The organism is Streptomyces inhibens (assembly GCF_022221585.1).
Taxonomy (GTDB): Bacteria; Actinomycetota; Actinomycetes; order Streptomycetales; family Streptomycetaceae; genus Streptomyces; species Streptomyces inhibens.
In genome coordinates this window covers 2748383-2763281 of sequence record NZ_CP084681.1, presented here as the reverse complement: position 1 = coordinate 2763281, position 14899 = coordinate 2748383, and the positions used below count along the sequence as shown (strand labels likewise).

Genomic DNA, 14899 nt, shown 5'->3' with positions numbered 1-14899 from the left:
CCGCATGATGACCATCGAGCGCGTACGGACCGACAGTCCCTTGGAAGCGGCCATCGGCTTCGCACGCGCCGTGGCGGCCGGCGACCGGGTTCTGGTCGCCGGCACGATGCCACTGGTCGACGACATCGTGCAAGGTCTGGGCGATCCCTACGAACAGACCAAGGCCGCCTTCACCAACGCGCTGGCGGCGCTGAAGCCCTTCGGCCTCGGCGCCGACGCGGTCCTGCGCACCCGTATGTACCTCACCCACGTCCGCGATGTGGACGAGGCCGGCCGCGCGCACAAGGAGCTCTTCGACGGCGCACCGCCCGTCACGACCGTGCTCGTGGTCTCCGGCTTCGCCGACCCCCGCGTGCTGGTCGAAGTAGAACTAGAAGCTTTCCGAGAGCTTTCAGAGAGGCCTGAACAGACATGACCCTGGCGGTCCGAGTCATCCCTTGCCTGGACGTCGACAACGGCCGGGTCGTCAAGGGCGTCAACTTCCAGAACCTGCGGGACGCGGGCGACCCCGTCGAGATGGCGAAGATCTACGGTGACGAGGGCGCCGACGAGCTGACCTTCCTCGACATCACCGCCTCCTCGGGCAACCGCGAGACCACCTACGACGTGGTCCGCCGCACCGCCGAGCAGGTCTTCATCCCGCTCACCGTCGGCGGCGGCGTGCGCACCCCCGAGGACGTCGACAAGCTGCTGCGGGCCGGCGCCGACAAGGTCGGCGTCAACACCGCCGCGATCGCCCGCCCCGACGTGATCCGGGAAATCGCCGAACGCTTCGGCAGCCAGGTCCTGGTCCTCTCCGTCGACGCCCGCCGCACCGACGCCGGGACGCCGTCCGGATACGAGGTCACCACCCACGGCGGCCGCCGCGGCACCGGTATCGACGCCGTGGAATGGGCCCACCGCGCCGCCGAACTGGGCGCCGGCGAGATCCTCCTCAACTCCATGGACGCCGACGGCACCAAGGACGGCTACGACGTCGCGATGATCGAGGCGGTCCGCAAGCACGTCACCGTCCCGGTGATCGCCTCCGGCGGCGCCGGCAAGCTGGACGACTTCGCTCCGGCCGTGGCCGCCGGCGCCGACGCCGTCCTCGCCGCCTCCGTCTTCCACTTCGGCGATCTGCGCATCGGCCAGGTCAAGGACGCCCTGCGCGAGGCGGGTCACCCGGTGCGCTGACCCCGTAGGCTCCGCCCATGAGTCGTGTCAACGATGTGGGCGGCCAGACCGGGTTCGGGGCGCTGGAGATCGAGGCGGACGAGCCGCCGTTCCACGCCGACTGGGAGGCGCGGGTGTTCGCGTTGAACTCCGTGCTGGTACGGAACGGGGTCTACCGGCTCGACGAGTTCCGCGACGCGGTGGAGCGGATGGATCCCCAGGAGTACCTGGCCACCTCGTACTACGAGCGCTGGCTGAAGGCGATCGAGACCCTGCTCGCGGAGCGCGAGGTGCTCTCCGATGGGTGAACTCCGGGCGGGGGAGCGGGTCCGGGTACGCGCCGGCGATCCGGCGGGGCACACCCGTGTGCCGCGGTACGTCCGCGGCCAGCTCGGGCGGATCGTCGAGTCTCAGGGCAGTTGGGCGCTTGCCGACGAGGTGGCGGCCGGTGTCGCCGAGCCACGGGTCGAGCCCGTCTACACCGTGGCCTTCGCGGCGGCGGACCTGTGGGGCGAGGGGGATCACGAGGTCACCGTCGACCTCTGGGAGTCGTACATCGAGCCGGTGCGGAAGGACGAGGCATGAGCGGGGAGCACGCGAGTGCGCCGGTGGCGGCGCGGGTGAGGCGGCTGGAAGAGCGGCTGATCGAGGCCGGCGTGGTCGGCGAGGAACAGCTGGACGCGGCGCTCGCCGCGATGCTCAAGGGCGCCTCGCCGGTCAACGGGGCGCGGATCGTGGCGCGCGCCTGGGTCGACGAGGGCTTCCGGGCGCGGCTGCTGGACGATGCCAATGCCGCGCTGCCGGAGGTGGGGCTGTCGATGGCGGGCGGGATCCAGGAGCAGCGGCTCAAGGTCGTCGAGAACACCGGGACCGCGCACCACGTCATCGTGTGCACCTTGTGCTCCTGCTATCCGATCGGGCTGCTGGGGCCGTCGCCGTCCTGGTACAAGAGCGAGGCCTACCGCTCGCGGGTGGTGCGCGAACCGCGTGCCGTGCTGGCCGAGTTCGGGCTGGAGCTGCCGGCGGACACCGCGATCACGGTGTGGGATTCCAGTGCGGAGAGCCGCTATCTGGTCCTGCCGCGGCGGCCCGACGGCACCGCGGGGATGAGCGAGCCTGAGCTGGCCGCGCTCGTCACCCGGGAAGGGCTCATCGGGACCGCCGCGGTGTGACGCGCCGCGGTGTGACTCAGCGCCCCTTCCGTGCCGCCCGTACGAACTCGCGGTTCATCGTGGTGATGCTGAACAGCGGAATGCCCTTGGGGCAGGCGGTGGCGCATGCGCCGGTGTTGGTGCAGCCGCCGAAGCCCTCGGCGTCCATCTGGCCGACCATGTCCAGGACGCGCGAGGCGCGCTCCGGGGCTCCCTGGGGCAGGGAGTTGAGGTGGACGACCTTGGCGGAGGTGAAGAGCATCGCCGAGCCATTGGGGCAGGCCGCCACGCAGGCGCCGCAGCCGATGCACTCGGCGTGTTCGAAGGCGGTGTCGGCGGCCGGCTTGGGAACGGCGGTGGCGTGCGCCTCGGGGGCGGCGCCGGTGGGGGCGGTGATGTAGCCGCCCGACTGGATGATGCGGTCGAAGGCGGAGCGGTCGACGACCAGGTCCTTGACGACGGGGAAGGCCGAGGCGCGCCAGGGCTCGATGTCGATGGTGTCGCCGTCGGAGAAGGACCGCATGTGCAGCTGGCAGGTGGTGGTCCGCTCCGGTCCGTGGGCGTCGCCGTTGATGACGAGCGAGCAGGCGCCGCAGATGCCCTCGCGGCAGTCGTGGTCGAAGGCGACCGGGTCGTCACCGCCCAGGATCAGCTCCTCGTTGAGGGTGTCGAGCATCTCCAGGAACGACATGTCCGGGGAGATGCCGTCCACCTCGTACGTGGACATCGCGCCGGGGGCGTCGGCGTTCTTCTGGCGCCAGACGCGCAGGGTGAGCCTCATGCGTAGCTCCGCTGGGTGGGGTGGACGTACTCGAAGACGAGGTCTTCCTTGTGGAGGACGGGAGCGTCACCGGTCGCGATGAACTCCCAGGCGGCGGCGTAGGAGAACTCCTCGTCGCGCCGGGCCGCCTCGCCGTCCGGGGTCTGCGACTCCTCGCGGAAGTGCCCGCCGCAGGACTCGGCGCGGTGCAGCGCGTCGAGGCACATCAGCTCGGCGAGCTCCAGGTAGTCGACGATGCGGTTGGCCTTCTCCAGGGACTGGTTGAACTCCTTTCCGGTCCCGGGCACCTTGATGCGGCGCCAGAACTCCTCACGGATCTGCGGGATGCGCTCCAGAGCCTTGCGCAGCCCCGTTTCCGTACGGGCCATACCGCAGAACTCCCACATCAGCTCGCCGAGTTCGCGGTGGAAGGAGTCGGGCGTGCGGTCGCCGTCGACGGCGAGCAGCTTCGCGAGCCGGTCCTCGGTCTCGGCCACCACTTCCCGTACGACAGGGTGCTCGCCGGAGACCTCGTCGTGGTGCGGATGGCGCGCCAGGTAGTCGTTGATGGTGGAGGGCAGCACGAAGTAGCCGTCCGCGAGCCCCTGCATCAGGGCCGAGGCACCGAGCCGGTTCGCGCCGTGGTCCGAGAAGTTGGCCTCACCGACCGCGAACAGGCCGGGGATCGTGGTCTGCAGGTCGTAGTCGACCCAGAGTCCGCCCATCGTGTAGTGCACGGCCGGGTAGATCCGCATCGGGACCCGGTACGGGTCCTCGTCGGTGATCCGGGCGTACATGTCGAAGAGGTTGCCGTACTTCGCCTCGACGGCCTTGCGGCCCATGCGCGCGATGGCGTCCGCGAAGTCGAGGTAGACGCCCTGGCCGCCGGGGCCGACGCCGCGCCCTTCGTCGCAGACGTTCTTCGCGGCCCTGGACGCGATGTCGCGGGGCACGAGGTTGCCGAAGGACGGGTAGATGCGCTCCAGGTAGTAGTCGCGCTCGTCCTCGGGGATCTTGTTCGGCGGGCGGTCGTCGCCCCGGGTCTTCGGCACCCAGATACGGCCGTCGTTGCGCAGCGACTCACTCATCAGCGTCAGCTTCGACTGGTGGTCGCCGTTGCGCGGAATGCAGGTGGGGTGGATCTGTGTGAAGCAGGGGTTGGCGAAGTACGCCCCGCGGCGGTGGGCCCGCCACACCGCCGTGGCGTTGGAGTTCATGGCGTTCGTCGACAGGTAGAAGACGTTGCCGTAGCCGCCGGTGGCGAGCACCACCGCGTCCGCGAAGTAGGTGTCGATCTTCCCGGTGATCAGGTCACGGGCGACGATTCCCCGGGCCCGCCCGCCCACCACGATCACATCGAGCATCTCGGTACGTGGATGCATGGCGACGTTCCCGGCGGCGATCTGCCGGGACAGCGCCTGGTAGGCGCCGAGCAGCAGCTGCTGGCCCGTCTGGCCGCGGGCGTAGAACGTCCGCGACACCTGTACGCCGCCGAAGGACCGGGTGTCGAGCAGGCCCCCGTACTCGCGGGCGAACGGCACGCCCTGCGCCACGCACTGGTCGATGATCTCGACGGAGATCTGCGCGAGGCGGTGGACGTTCGACTCACGGGCGCGGAAGTCGCCGCCCTTGACGGTGTCGTAGAAGAGGCGGTGGACGGAGTCGCCGTCGTTGCGGTAGTTCTTCGCGGCGTTGATCCCGCCCTGGGCGGCGATGGAGTGCGCCCGGCGCGGCGAGTCCTGGTAGCAGAACTGCTCGACGTGGTAGCCCTGTTCGGCGAGCGTCGCGCCGGCCGCGCCGCCCGCGAGCCCGGTGCCGACGACGATGATCGTGTGCTTGCGGCGGTTGGCCGGGTTGACCAGCTTCGCCTCGAAGCGGCGGCGGTCCCAGCGCTCGGCGATCGGCCCGTCGGGGGCCGCGGTGTCGGCGACGGGCGCGCCGGTCACGTAGTCGGCGTAGTTGCCGTGCGTCGTCAGGTCGGCGGTCGAAGTCATGTCAGCTCACTACTCCGGTCATCACGGAGACGGGGACGGCGATGAAGCCCAGGGTCAAGGCGGCGGCGAGCCCGTTCGCGAGGCCCTTGAGCAGCCGGTCGCGACCGGGCCGGTTGGTGCCCAGGGTCTGCGCGGCGCTCCAGAAGCCGTGCCGGATGTGCAGGCCCAGGGCGAGCATCGCCACGATGTAGACGGTGTTGCCGTACCAGGTGGAGAAGGTCGCCACGACGTTCTCGTACGGATGGCCGGCCTCGGCGCGCGGATTCACCGTCAGCGTCGTCAGATCCAGGATGTGCCAGACGATGAACAGGCCGAGGATGACACCGCCCCAGCGCATCGTCCGGGTGGCATAGGTCGCGCGGCGGCGCCGGTGCGCGTAGGGGGTCGGCCGGGCGGCGATGTCCCGCCGGCTGAGCTGGTACGCGGCCACCGCATGGACCACGACCGCGGCCACCAGCACCACCCGCGCGATCCACAGGAACCACTCGTGGTGCAGGAACGGCTCGCCGATGGTGCGCAGCCAGGCGGCGTACGCGTCGAAGTCCACGGCCCCGAAGAAGATCTTGAGGTTGCCCAGCATATGGACGACCAGATACAGCAGCATCACGATGCCGCTGACGGCCATCGCCGTCTTCTTGCCGACGGTCGAGCCCCACAGAAGGCCCGCGAAGGACGGCCGTCGATCCGTCCGCGTGTCCAGTGCCATGGGTCCCGACGGTAAGGACCGTCCGGCCCATCAGTCCAAGACATGGTCCGGCTCATCTCGATAGGCCAGGCCTATCGATGCTTTACATTCCCCTTATGCAGCTGCAGCAGCTCCGCTACTTCACCGCCGTGGCCGACACCCGCCACTTCACCCGCGCCGCCGAACGCGAACATGTCGCCCAGCCCTCCCTCTCCCAGCAAATCCGGGCCCTGGAACGGGAGTTGGGCGCCGAACTCTTCCACCGCGCCCGCGGCCACATCACCCTCACCGACGCCGGCGAAACCCTGCTCCCGCTCGCCCGCCGCATCCTCGCCGACACCGAGACCGCCCGCCGCGAGGTCCAGGAGGTCGCCCAGCTGCGCCGCGGCCGGCTCCGCCTCGGCGCCCCGCCCAGCCTCTGCGCCAGCCTCGTCCCGGACGTCCTCAGCGCCTTCCACGCCACCTACCCGGGCGTCGACCTGATCGTGACCGAGGACGGCTCGCAGGACCTGGTCCGGGCACTGGCCGACGGCGAACTCGACCTGGCCCTGATCATCACCCCGCTCCCGGTCCAGGCCCCCGCCCTGGCCACCTCCGACCTGCTGCGCGAGGAACTCGTCGTGGTCTCCGCCCCCGACCGCCCCGCCCCCGTCGGCCGGCGCACCCGCATCCGCGTGGAGGATCTGCGCGGCCGGCCGCTCGCCATGTTCCGCCGCGGCTACGACCTGCGGGAATTCACCACCGCGGCCTGCCGGGCGGCCGGCTTCGAACCCACCTTCACCGTCGAGGGCGGCGAGATGGACGCCGTCCTCGGCTTCGTCCGGGCCGGGCTGGGCGTCGCCGTCGTCCCCAGCATGGTCGCCGAACGCTCCGGTCTGCGCGTCACCCGCTTCGCGACCCCCGGTATGCACCGGGTGATCTCCGTCGCCCACCGGGGCGACGTCTCCCCGCCGCGCGCCGCCCGGGAGCTGGAGCGCATCCTGCTGGACCACCTGGACCCGGGTATGTCCTGAGCCCCGGCGACCGGCCCCGGCCACCCCCGCGAGGGGCGGGTGCGGTGCCGTGGCAGGAGACCGGGGCGGGTCGTAGGCTGGCCGCATGTCGACCCATGCGAAGCGTGAACGGCTCCTTCTCGCCGACCTGTTGGAGAGCGCAGGCCCCGAGGCGCCGACGCTGTGTGCGAACTGGACCGCGCGGGAGCTGGCCGCGCATGTGGTGGTGCGCGAGCGGCGTGCCGACGCGGCCGGCGGGATCCTCGTCAAGCCGCTGGCCGCACGGCTGGAGCGGGTGCAGGCGGAGTTCGCCGGCAAGCCGTACGAGGAGCTGATCCAGCTGATCAGGACCGGGCCGCCGCGGATGTCGCCGTTCGCCCTGAAGCAGATCGACGAGGCGTCCAACACCGTCGAGTTCTATGTGCACGCCGAGGACGTACGGCGCGCGCAGCCGGACTGGGCCGCGCGGGAGCTGGACCCGGTGTTCGCCGACGCGCTCTGGTCGAGGATCGAGCGGATGGCCCGGGTGCTGGGGCGCAAGTCCCCGGTCGGGATGGTGCTGCGGCGGCCGGACGGGCGGACCGCGGTGGCGCATCGCGGCACCCCGGTGGTCACGGTCGTCGGGGAGCCGGGTGAGCTGACCATGTTCGCCTTCGGCCGGCAGGAGGTCGCCGATGTGGAGCTGGACGGCGACAAGGACGCGATCGCGCAGCTGATGGCGGCGAAGCTGGGGGTGTGAGCCCCGTACCGGGCTACCTCCGCAACACCACCACCGCGACCACCACAGCCACCACCACCGCCGCCGCGAACACCGCCCCCAGCACCCGTGCCGCCACCCGCGCGGCGCGGTCCGGATCCGGCGGCGGTGGCGGCACGGGCGGGGGCTGCTGATGATGCATATCTGCAGGATGCCGCACGGCACAATGGAGCCATGACCAGCAGCCGCACCCCCGCCCCGGACGCCGCCCCCGCCTCCCCGGCCGAGTCCGCCCTGGATCCCGCCATCGCCGCCCGCCTCAAGCGCGGCGCCGACGGCCTGGTCCCCGCCATCGCCCAGCAGTACGACACCGGCGAGGTGCTGATGCTCGGCTGGATGGACGACGAGGCGCTGCACCGTACGCTCACCACCGGCCGCTGCACGTACTGGTCCCGCAGCCGCCAGGAGTACTGGGTCAAGGGCGACACTTCCGGCCACATCCAGCTCGTCAAGTCGGTCGCGCTGGACTGCGACGCGGACACCGTCCTGATCCAGGTCGACCAGGTCGGCGCCGCCTGCCACACCGGCGACCGCACCTGCTTCGATGCCGATGTACTGGCCACCGAGCAGGGCCGGGACCAGTAGGCTCCGCTGCCATGACCACGGGAACCACCGGCACCGCCACTCCGGACCTCGACACCTTCCGCACCCTCGCCAAGGACCGGCGGGTCATCCCCGTCACCCGGCGCCTGCTCGCGGACGGCGACACACCGGTCGGGCTCTACCGCAAACTCGCCGCCGAACGCCCCGGCACCTTCCTGCTGGAATCCGCCGAGAACGGCCGTACGTGGTCGCGCTACTCCTTCATCGGCGTGCGCAGCGCCGCCACCCTCACCACCCGTGACGGCCAGGCGCACTGGCTGGGCGCCCCGCCCGTCGGCGTGCCCACCGACGGCGACCCGCTCGCCGCGCTGCGCGCCACCGTCGAGGCGCTGCACACCCCCCGGGACCTCATCGAGGGCGAGGGGCTGCCGCCGTTCACCGGCGGCATGGTCGGCTACCTCGGCTACGACATCGTGCGCCGGCTGGAGAAGATCGGCGAGCAGACCGCAGACGACCTCCATCTGCCCGAGCTGACCATGCTGCTCACCTCCGACCTCGCCGTCCTCGACCACTGGAGCGGTACGGTCCTGCTGATCGCCAACGCGATCAACCACAACGACCTCGACACCGGCATCGACGAGGCCTACGCGGACGCGGTGGCCCGCCTGGACACCATGGCCGACGACCTCGCCCGGCCCGCGCACGCCGGCGCCGCCGCGATGCCGCCGTCCGAGGTCCCGCCGTACACCGCCGAGTGGGGCGGCGCCGCCTACCAGGAAGCCGTCGAGGACATCAAGGAGCGCATCCGGGCCGGCGAGGCCTTCCAGGTCGTGCCCTCCCAGCGCTTCGAAACCCCGTGCACGGCCAGCGCGTTGGACGTCTACCGGGTGCTGCGCGCCACCAACCCCAGCCCGTACATGTACCTCTTCCGCTTCGACGGCGGCGAGGGCGGTGAGCGAGCCGCCTTCGACGTGGTCGGCTCCAGCCCCGAGGCGCTGGTCAAGGTCGAGGCCGGCCGGGCGATGGTGCACCCCATCGCCGGCACCCGCCCGCGCGGCGCGTCCGTCCAGGAGGACCAGGCCCTCGCGGACGAGCTGATGGCCGACCCCAAGGAGCGCGCCGAGCATCTGATGCTGGTCGACCTGGGCCGCAACGACCTGGGCCGGGTCTGCGAACCGGGCAGCGTCGAGGTCGTCGACTTCATGTCCATCGAGCGCTACAGCCACGTCATGCACATCGTCTCGACGGTCACCGGAAAGGTGGCCGAGGGCCGTACCGCCTTCGACGTGCTCACCGCCTGTTTCCCCGCCGGCACCCTCTCCGGTGCGCCCAAGCCGCGCGCCATGCAGATCATCGAGGAGCTGGAGCCGACCCGGCGCGGCCTGTACGGCGGCTGCGTGGGCTATCTCGACTTCGCCGGCGACTCCGACACCGCCATCGCGATCCGTACGGCGCTGCTGCGGGACGGCACCGCCTACGTCCAGGCGGGCGCCGGCGTGGTCGCCGACTCCGACCCGGTGGCCGAGGACACCGAGTGCCGCAACAAGGCGGCCGCGGTGCTGCGTGCCGTGCACACGGCCAACCACCTGGGCAAGTAGCCGGACGCACGCCCGCTACCCACCCCGCGCGCCGGTCCCCGCCGGCCGGTGCGCGATAGTGGTACGCGTGAGTGCCGCATCCCATACCCCCACAGACGCCGCGCCCGCCTCCGCGCCGGCGCCGGCCGCCGCGCCCCACAGCGCCAGGCGGAGCCTGGCCCTCGCGCTGCTGGCCGGCGCGGCCGGTGCGAGCCTGGCGCTGCTGGCCTCCGGCCGCACCTGGGCCACGGGCTCCGCGGTGCTCGCCCAGGGCGAACTGCCGCGCACCGTGACCGGCGCCGATGTGACCGGCGTGCCCGGTGCGCTCGCCGTCGTCGGCCTGGCCGCGCTGGTCGCCGTCTTCGCGGTGCGCCGGGCCGGCCGGATCGCGGTCGCCGCGCTGCTCGCGCTCAGCGGCATCGGCATCGTCGTCGCCGCGGTGCTGGGCAACACCGACACCTCCGCGCTGCGTGAGAAGGCCGCGACGGCGGTCGGGCTGAGCGGCGCCGATGTGCATCACGTCACGCACACCGGCTGGCCGTGGGTGGCCGCGGCCGGCGGGCTGCTGCTGCTGATCGCCGGACTGCTGGCGCTGGCGCAGGGCCGCCACTGGCCTGCAATGTCGGGCCGTTACGAGCGCACGCCCGGCGGCGCCCGCGGTCCGCGGCGTGCCCCGGCCGCCCCGGATCTGGACCGTCCGGAGGAGATCTGGAAGTCCCTGGACCGCGGTGAGGACCCCACCCGGTAAAAGTGTCCGGCCCGTCATCGGTGACAATGGGCGACGAGGATCACCGCGCCCGGAACCGGCGCGATAGAGCAACGAGGAGCATTCATGTCGAGCAGTGGCCACGGACACACCCCCGCCGCCTGGACCGGCGTCATCATCTCGTTCATCGGCTTCTGTGTCGCCGGAGCCTTCATCGTGCTGGCGAATGTGCCCGGCTTCTGGGCCGGCATGGTGCTGATCGGTCTCGGCGCCGTGGTGGGTGGCCTGATGCGCGCGGCCGGCATGGGCCAGGAGCCCAAGCGCTCCGCCAAGCCGCGTCCCCAGGCGCAGGCCCAGCCGCAGGAGAGCTGAGCCCCGCTCTCCTCGTCACGCCCCTCGAAGGCGCCGCTTCCCGGCCCGTACGCACCCGTGGGTGCCGTACCCGCCGTCCGTGCACACCCCGTACGGCGGCCGAGAAGCTGCGCCTTCACGCGTGAGGCAGGACAATCGGCAGCGTGAGCGATCCCGTGGCCGAGCTCCGACCGAAAGCCCCGCTGGAGGGCGGTCTGCCACGCCGCCTCGCGGCGCCCCTGGGCGCCCTCGCGGCCACCGCCGCCGCCTTCGCCTACGTCGGCGCCGTCGATCCGAACGAGCCCGGCCACTACCCCGTCTGCCCGCTGCTGCACCTCACCGGCCTCTACTGCCCGGCCTGCGGCGGACTGCGCAGCGCACATGACCTCGCACATGGCGACCCGGCCGCGGCGCTGGGTGCCAACGCCCTCGCGGTGGCCGCGTACGCCGCCTGTGCGGTCTTCTGGCTGCTCTGGCTGGGCCGGGCGGCGCGCGGACACCGTACGGCGGGCCCCCGGCCGAGAGCCGCCCACTGGTGGGCGCTGGGCGGGCTGCTGCTGGCCTTCACCGTCGTCCGCAACCTCCCCTTCGGCGGCGGACTGATCCCATGACCGGCCGACCGCCCGGGCCGGGCGTGCAGATCCCCGCGGAACCCGGAGATGTCCAGGTTGTGGGACCACGGTCAACCGGATGCGGGACCTGCATCGTATGGCGGATACCATCGGAGAGCCGGATGGGACAGTTCGTCCCACGGGCCACTGTCCACCTCCACCGCTCAAGAAGGAGGCCGCTCGCGTGAGTGTGCTCGACGAGATCATCGACGGGGTCCGCGCCGACCTCGCGGAGCGGCAGGCCCGCGTCACTCTCGACGAGCTCAAGGAGCGGGCCCAGAAGGCACGCCCCGCGAAGGACGGTGTCGCGGCCCTCAAGGGCGAGAGCGTCACGGTGATCTGCGAGGTCAAGCGCTCCAGCCCCTCCAAGGGCGCGCTTGCCGCGATCGCCGACCCGGCCGGCCTGGCCGCCGACTACGAAGCGGGCGGCGCCGCGGTCATCTCCGTCCTCACCGAGCAGCGCAAGTTCGGCGGTTCGCTGGCCGACCTGGAGGCGGTACGCGCCAAGGTCGACATCCCCGTCCTGCGCAAGGACTTCATCGTCACCGCCTACCAGCTGTGGGAGGCCCGTGCCTACGGCGCCGACCTCGCGCTGCTGATCGTCTCCGCCCTGGAGCAGGAGGCCCTGGTCTCGCTGATCGAGCGGGCCGAGTCGATCGGGCTGACGCCGCTGGTCGAGGTGCACGACGAGGAAGAGGTCGCCCGTGCGGTGGACGCCGGCGCCCGGATCATCGGCGTCAACGCCCGCAACCTGAAGACGCTTGAGGTCGACCGCGGCAACTTCGCGCGGGTCGCCCCCGAGATCCCCGACCACATCGTCAAGATCGCCGAGTCCGGCGTCCGCGGCCCGCACGACCTGATCGCCTACGCCAACGACGGCGCGGACGCGGTGCTGGTCGGCGAGTCGCTGGTCACCGGCAAGGACCCCAAGACCGCGGTCGCCGACCTGGTCGCGGCGGGCTCCCACCCGGCGATCCGCCACGGCCGGTCCTGAGCGGACAGCAAGGACACCGGCCCACCGACATGACCGCCATCGCCGCAGGCATCCGCCGCCCCGCCCGGGTACCGCACCCGGGCCGGGCCGGCCTGCCCGCCGCGGCGGGGGCCTCCCGCATTCCCCACCCCGCCCTCGGCCGCGGCTGCCGGCCGCGGGGCTGCCGGGCACCCGCACGGCGGGTCCACGGACGCAGGGTCAGGTACCACATCGGATCCGAGCCGGGACAGATCAACGGCATGCGATGGCGACCGGGGTCCGCGCGCTGACGCGTCGGCCCCTCGCCGGCGCCGGGCTGCTCTGAAGCACGCCCCTGCCCGCCCCTCCGCGGCACCGGCCCCGCCGGCTCCGCGACGGCGGCGACCCTCCGCAGCGCGCGCCGCATACCGTAATGCCCGCATCTCGAAAATTCCGACATAAACCGGACCTCCGGGGCAGCCGCCCCGGCCTAGGAGTGCGTCAGATGTCCTCCGAGTTCTTCCTTCCCGACCCCGAGGGGCGCGTGCCCACCCCCGAAGGCTATTTCGGTGCCTTCGGCGGCAAGTTCATCCCCGAGGCGCTGGTCGCCGCGGTCGACGAGGTCGCCGCCGAGTACGAGAAGGCCAAGGCGGACCCCGCCTTCGCGGCCGAGCTCAACGACCTGATGGTCAACTACACCGGGCGCCCCAGCGCGCTCACCGAGGTGCCGCGGTTCGCCGAACAGGCCGGCGGGGCCCGGGTGTTCCTTAAGCGCGAGGACCTCAACCACACCGGCTCGCACAAGATCAACAACGTGCTGGGCCAGGCGCTGCTCACCAAGCGGATGGGCAAGACCCGCGTCATCGCCGAGACCGGCGCCGGCCAGCACGGCGTCGCCACCGCCACCGCCTGCGCCCTCTTCGGTCTCGACTGCACCATCTACATGGGCGAGGTCGACACCAAGCGGCAGGCCCTCAACGTCGCCCGGATGCGGATGCTCGGCGCCGAGGTCATCTCCGTGACGTCCGGCAGCCGCACCCTCAAGGACGCCATCAACGAGGCCTTCCGCGACTGGGTCGCCAACGTCGACCGCACCCACTACCTCTTCGGCACGGTCGCCGGACCGCACCCCTTCCCGGCCCTGGTGCGCGACTTCCACCGCGTCATCGGCGTCGAGGCCCGTCGCCAGATCATCGAGCGCGCAGGCCGGCTGCCGGACGCCGCGCTGGCCTGCGTCGGCGGCGGCTCCAACGCCATCGGCCTCTTCCACGCCTTCCTCCCCGACAAGGACGTCCGCCTGATCGGCTGCGAGCCGGGCGGCCACGGCGTGGAGACCGGCGAGCACGCGGCCACCCTCACCGAGGGCACCCCCGGCATCCTGCACGGCTCCCGCAGCTACGTTCTCCAGGACGAGGACGGCCAGATCACCGAGCCGTACTCGATCTCGGCCGGTCTGGACTACCCCGGCATCGGCCCCGAGCACGCCTACCTCAAGGACGCCGGCCGCGCCGAATACCGTGCGGTCACCGACGACGCGGCGATGCAGGCGCTGCGGCTGCTGTCGCAGACCGAGGGCATCATCCCGGCGATCGAGAGCGCCCACGCGCTGGCCGGCGCCCTGGAGGTCGGCCGCGAGCTGGGCCCCGAGGGCCTGCTGCTGGTCAACCTCTCCGGGCGGGGCGACAAGGACATGGACACCGCAGCCCGCTACTTCGGGCTGTACGACGGCGACAACAACGGCGAGCGCCAGGGGGCGAAGTGATGGCGGGCAACGTGGAGCTGCTGAACGCGGTGCTGGCCCAGGCCCGCACCGAGAACCGTGCCGCGCTCGTCGGCTACCTCCCGGCCGGCTTCCCGACCGTGGACGGCGGCGTACGGGCGATGACCGAGATGCTGGACGGCGGCTGCGACATCGTCGAGGTCGGCCTGCCGCACAGCGACCCCGTCCTGGACGGCCCGGTCATCCAGACCGCCGACGACATCGCGCTGCGCGGCGGCGTGAAGATCGTCGATGTGATCCGCACGGTCCGCGAGGTGCACGCCGCCACCGGCGCCCCGGTGCTGTGCATGACGTACTGGAACCCCGTCGACCGCTACGGCGTCGAGCGGTTCGCCGCCGACCTGGCCGAGGCGGGCGGCGCCGGCTGCATCCTGCCGGACCTGCCCGTCGAGGAGTCCGAGGTGTGGCGCAAGGCCGCCGAGCAGCACGGCCTGGCCACCGTCTTCGTGGTCGCGCCGAGCAGCCGGGACGAGCGGCTCGCCAAGATCACCGCGGCCGGCAGCGGCTTCGTCTACGCCGCCTCGCTGATGGGCGTCACCGGAACCCGCGAGTCCGTCGGCCGCGAGGCTCAGGAGCTGGTGGCCCGCACCCGCGCCACCACCGACCTGCCGGTCTGCGTCGGCCTGGGTGTCTCCAACCCCGAACAGGCCGCCGAGGTGGCCCAGTTCGCCGACGGAGTGATCGTCGGCTCGGCGTTCGTCAAGCGGCTGCTGGCGGCGGACGGCGACCTGGACGCCGGCCTCGCCGGGGTCCGGACCCTGGCCGGCGAGCTGGCCGAGGGCGTACGCAAGCGGGCCTAGGTGTACTCGGCCAAGAGGTTGGTGACCCGCGTCGGTAGTTGATCAAGAAGAGACCTCCGGGCGTAGTGGAGATGCCTGTCTTCAC

At 72.0% G+C, this 14899-nt stretch carries 20 protein-coding genes; 17 read left to right on the top strand and 3 right to left on the bottom strand.

Going from position 1 to position 14899, the window contains the following annotated elements:
• Window positions 1–7: 7 nt before the first annotated feature.
• From KI385_RS12810 to KI385_RS12795, 5 genes are read left to right on the top strand one after another with little or no spacing between them, the layout of a single operon-like run.
• Window positions 8–415, top strand: a complete 408-nt coding sequence (locus tag KI385_RS12810) for a Rid family hydrolase (protein ID WP_238577683.1) — start codon at window positions 8–10, stop codon at window positions 413–415.
• Window positions 412–1176 (top strand): imidazole glycerol phosphate synthase subunit HisF, encoded by a 765-nt coding sequence (hisF, locus tag KI385_RS12805; protein WP_238572301.1) that lies wholly within the window; start codon window positions 412–414, stop codon window positions 1174–1176. The genes KI385_RS12810 and hisF overlap by 4 nt, the downstream gene beginning before the upstream one ends.
• Window positions 1177–1193: 17 nt before the next feature.
• Window positions 1194–1463, top strand: coding sequence for an SH3-like domain-containing protein (locus tag KI385_RS43915; protein WP_281066848.1), 270 nt, complete (start codon window positions 1194–1196; stop codon window positions 1461–1463).
• On the top strand, window positions 1456–1740 hold the full coding sequence (locus tag KI385_RS43910; RefSeq protein ID WP_281066846.1) for an SH3-like domain-containing protein: 285 nt from the start codon (window positions 1456–1458) through the stop codon (window positions 1738–1740). Before KI385_RS43915 ends, KI385_RS43910 begins: the two co-directional genes overlap by 8 nt.
• Window positions 1737–2327, top strand: a complete 591-nt coding sequence (locus tag KI385_RS12795) for a nitrile hydratase subunit alpha (RefSeq protein ID WP_238572300.1) — start codon at window positions 1737–1739, stop codon at window positions 2325–2327. Before KI385_RS43910 ends, KI385_RS12795 begins: the two co-directional genes overlap by 4 nt.
• 16 nt (window positions 2328–2343) lie before the next feature.
• On the opposite strand, the gene KI385_RS12790 is transcribed toward KI385_RS12795, so the two are convergent.
• From KI385_RS12790 to KI385_RS12780, 3 genes are read right to left on the bottom strand one after another with little or no spacing between them, the layout of a single operon-like run.
• Window positions 2344–3087, bottom strand: coding sequence for a succinate dehydrogenase/fumarate reductase iron-sulfur subunit (locus KI385_RS12790; protein ID WP_238572299.1), 744 nt, complete (start codon window positions 3085–3087; stop codon window positions 2344–2346).
• Complete coding sequence (locus KI385_RS12785) at window positions 3084–5060, bottom strand: fumarate reductase/succinate dehydrogenase flavoprotein subunit (protein ID WP_238572298.1); 1977 nt, start codon at window positions 5058–5060, stop codon at window positions 3084–3086. The genes KI385_RS12790 and KI385_RS12785 overlap by 4 nt, the downstream gene beginning before the upstream one ends.
• Window position 5061: 1 nt before the next feature.
• Window positions 5062–5766 (bottom strand): succinate dehydrogenase, encoded by a 705-nt coding sequence (locus tag KI385_RS12780; protein WP_238572297.1) that lies wholly within the window; start codon window positions 5764–5766, stop codon window positions 5062–5064.
• Window positions 5767–5861: 95 nt separating this feature from the next.
• On the opposite strand from KI385_RS12780, the gene KI385_RS12775 reads away from it, so the two are divergent.
• The 12 genes from KI385_RS12775 (at window position 5862) to trpA (ending at window position 14814) form a co-directional block, all read left to right on the top strand.
• Entirely contained in the window at window positions 5862–6758 is an 897-nt protein-coding gene (locus KI385_RS12775) for a LysR family transcriptional regulator (protein ID WP_238572296.1), read from the top strand.
• A gap of 85 nt (window positions 6759–6843) precedes the next feature.
• The gene (locus KI385_RS12770; RefSeq protein ID WP_238572295.1) at window positions 6844–7476 is read left to right on the top strand and encodes a TIGR03085 family metal-binding protein; all 633 of its coding nucleotides are present in this window, start codon (window positions 6844–6846) and stop codon (window positions 7474–7476) included.
• The gene (locus tag KI385_RS12765) at window positions 7473–7628 is read left to right on the top strand and encodes a hypothetical protein (RefSeq protein WP_238572294.1); all 156 of its coding nucleotides are present in this window, start codon (window positions 7473–7475) and stop codon (window positions 7626–7628) included. Before KI385_RS12770 ends, KI385_RS12765 begins: the two co-directional genes overlap by 4 nt.
• A 40-nt stretch (window positions 7629–7668) precedes the next feature.
• Window positions 7669–8079, top strand: a complete 411-nt coding sequence (hisI, locus tag KI385_RS12760) for a phosphoribosyl-AMP cyclohydrolase (protein ID WP_238572293.1) — start codon at window positions 7669–7671, stop codon at window positions 8077–8079.
• An 11-nt stretch (window positions 8080–8090) separates the two neighbouring features.
• On the top strand, window positions 8091–9635 hold the full coding sequence (locus KI385_RS12755; RefSeq protein ID WP_238572292.1) for an anthranilate synthase component I: 1545 nt from the start codon (window positions 8091–8093) through the stop codon (window positions 9633–9635).
• Between the two features lie 67 nt (window positions 9636–9702).
• Window positions 9703–10362: a TIGR02234 family membrane protein gene (locus tag KI385_RS12750; protein ID WP_128509101.1), complete on the top strand. Its 660-nt coding sequence runs from the start codon at window positions 9703–9705 to the stop codon at window positions 10360–10362.
• A gap of 84 nt (window positions 10363–10446) precedes the next feature.
• Window positions 10447–10692: an HGxxPAAW family protein gene (locus KI385_RS12745; protein WP_238572291.1), complete on the top strand. Its 246-nt coding sequence runs from the start codon at window positions 10447–10449 to the stop codon at window positions 10690–10692.
• 143 nt (window positions 10693–10835) lie between these two features.
• Window positions 10836–11282: a DUF2752 domain-containing protein gene (locus KI385_RS12740; protein WP_238572290.1), complete on the top strand. Its 447-nt coding sequence runs from the start codon at window positions 10836–10838 to the stop codon at window positions 11280–11282.
• Between the two features lie 184 nt (window positions 11283–11466).
• On the top strand, window positions 11467–12276 hold the full coding sequence (gene trpC, locus KI385_RS12735; protein ID WP_128509099.1) for an indole-3-glycerol phosphate synthase TrpC: 810 nt from the start codon (window positions 11467–11469) through the stop codon (window positions 12274–12276).
• 29 nt (window positions 12277–12305) lie between these two features.
• Window positions 12306–12545: a tryptophan biosynthesis modulator TrpM gene (gene trpM, locus KI385_RS12730; protein WP_238572289.1), complete on the top strand. Its 240-nt coding sequence runs from the start codon at window positions 12306–12308 to the stop codon at window positions 12543–12545.
• Window positions 12546–12739: 194 nt separating this feature from the next.
• On the top strand, window positions 12740–13996 hold the full coding sequence (gene trpB / locus KI385_RS12725; protein ID WP_238572288.1) for a tryptophan synthase subunit beta: 1257 nt from the start codon (window positions 12740–12742) through the stop codon (window positions 13994–13996).
• Window positions 13996–14814, top strand: a complete 819-nt coding sequence (gene trpA / locus KI385_RS12720; protein WP_128509096.1) for a tryptophan synthase subunit alpha — start codon at window positions 13996–13998, stop codon at window positions 14812–14814. Before trpB ends, trpA begins: the two co-directional genes overlap by 1 nt.
• Window positions 14815–14899 lie beyond the last annotated feature (85 nt).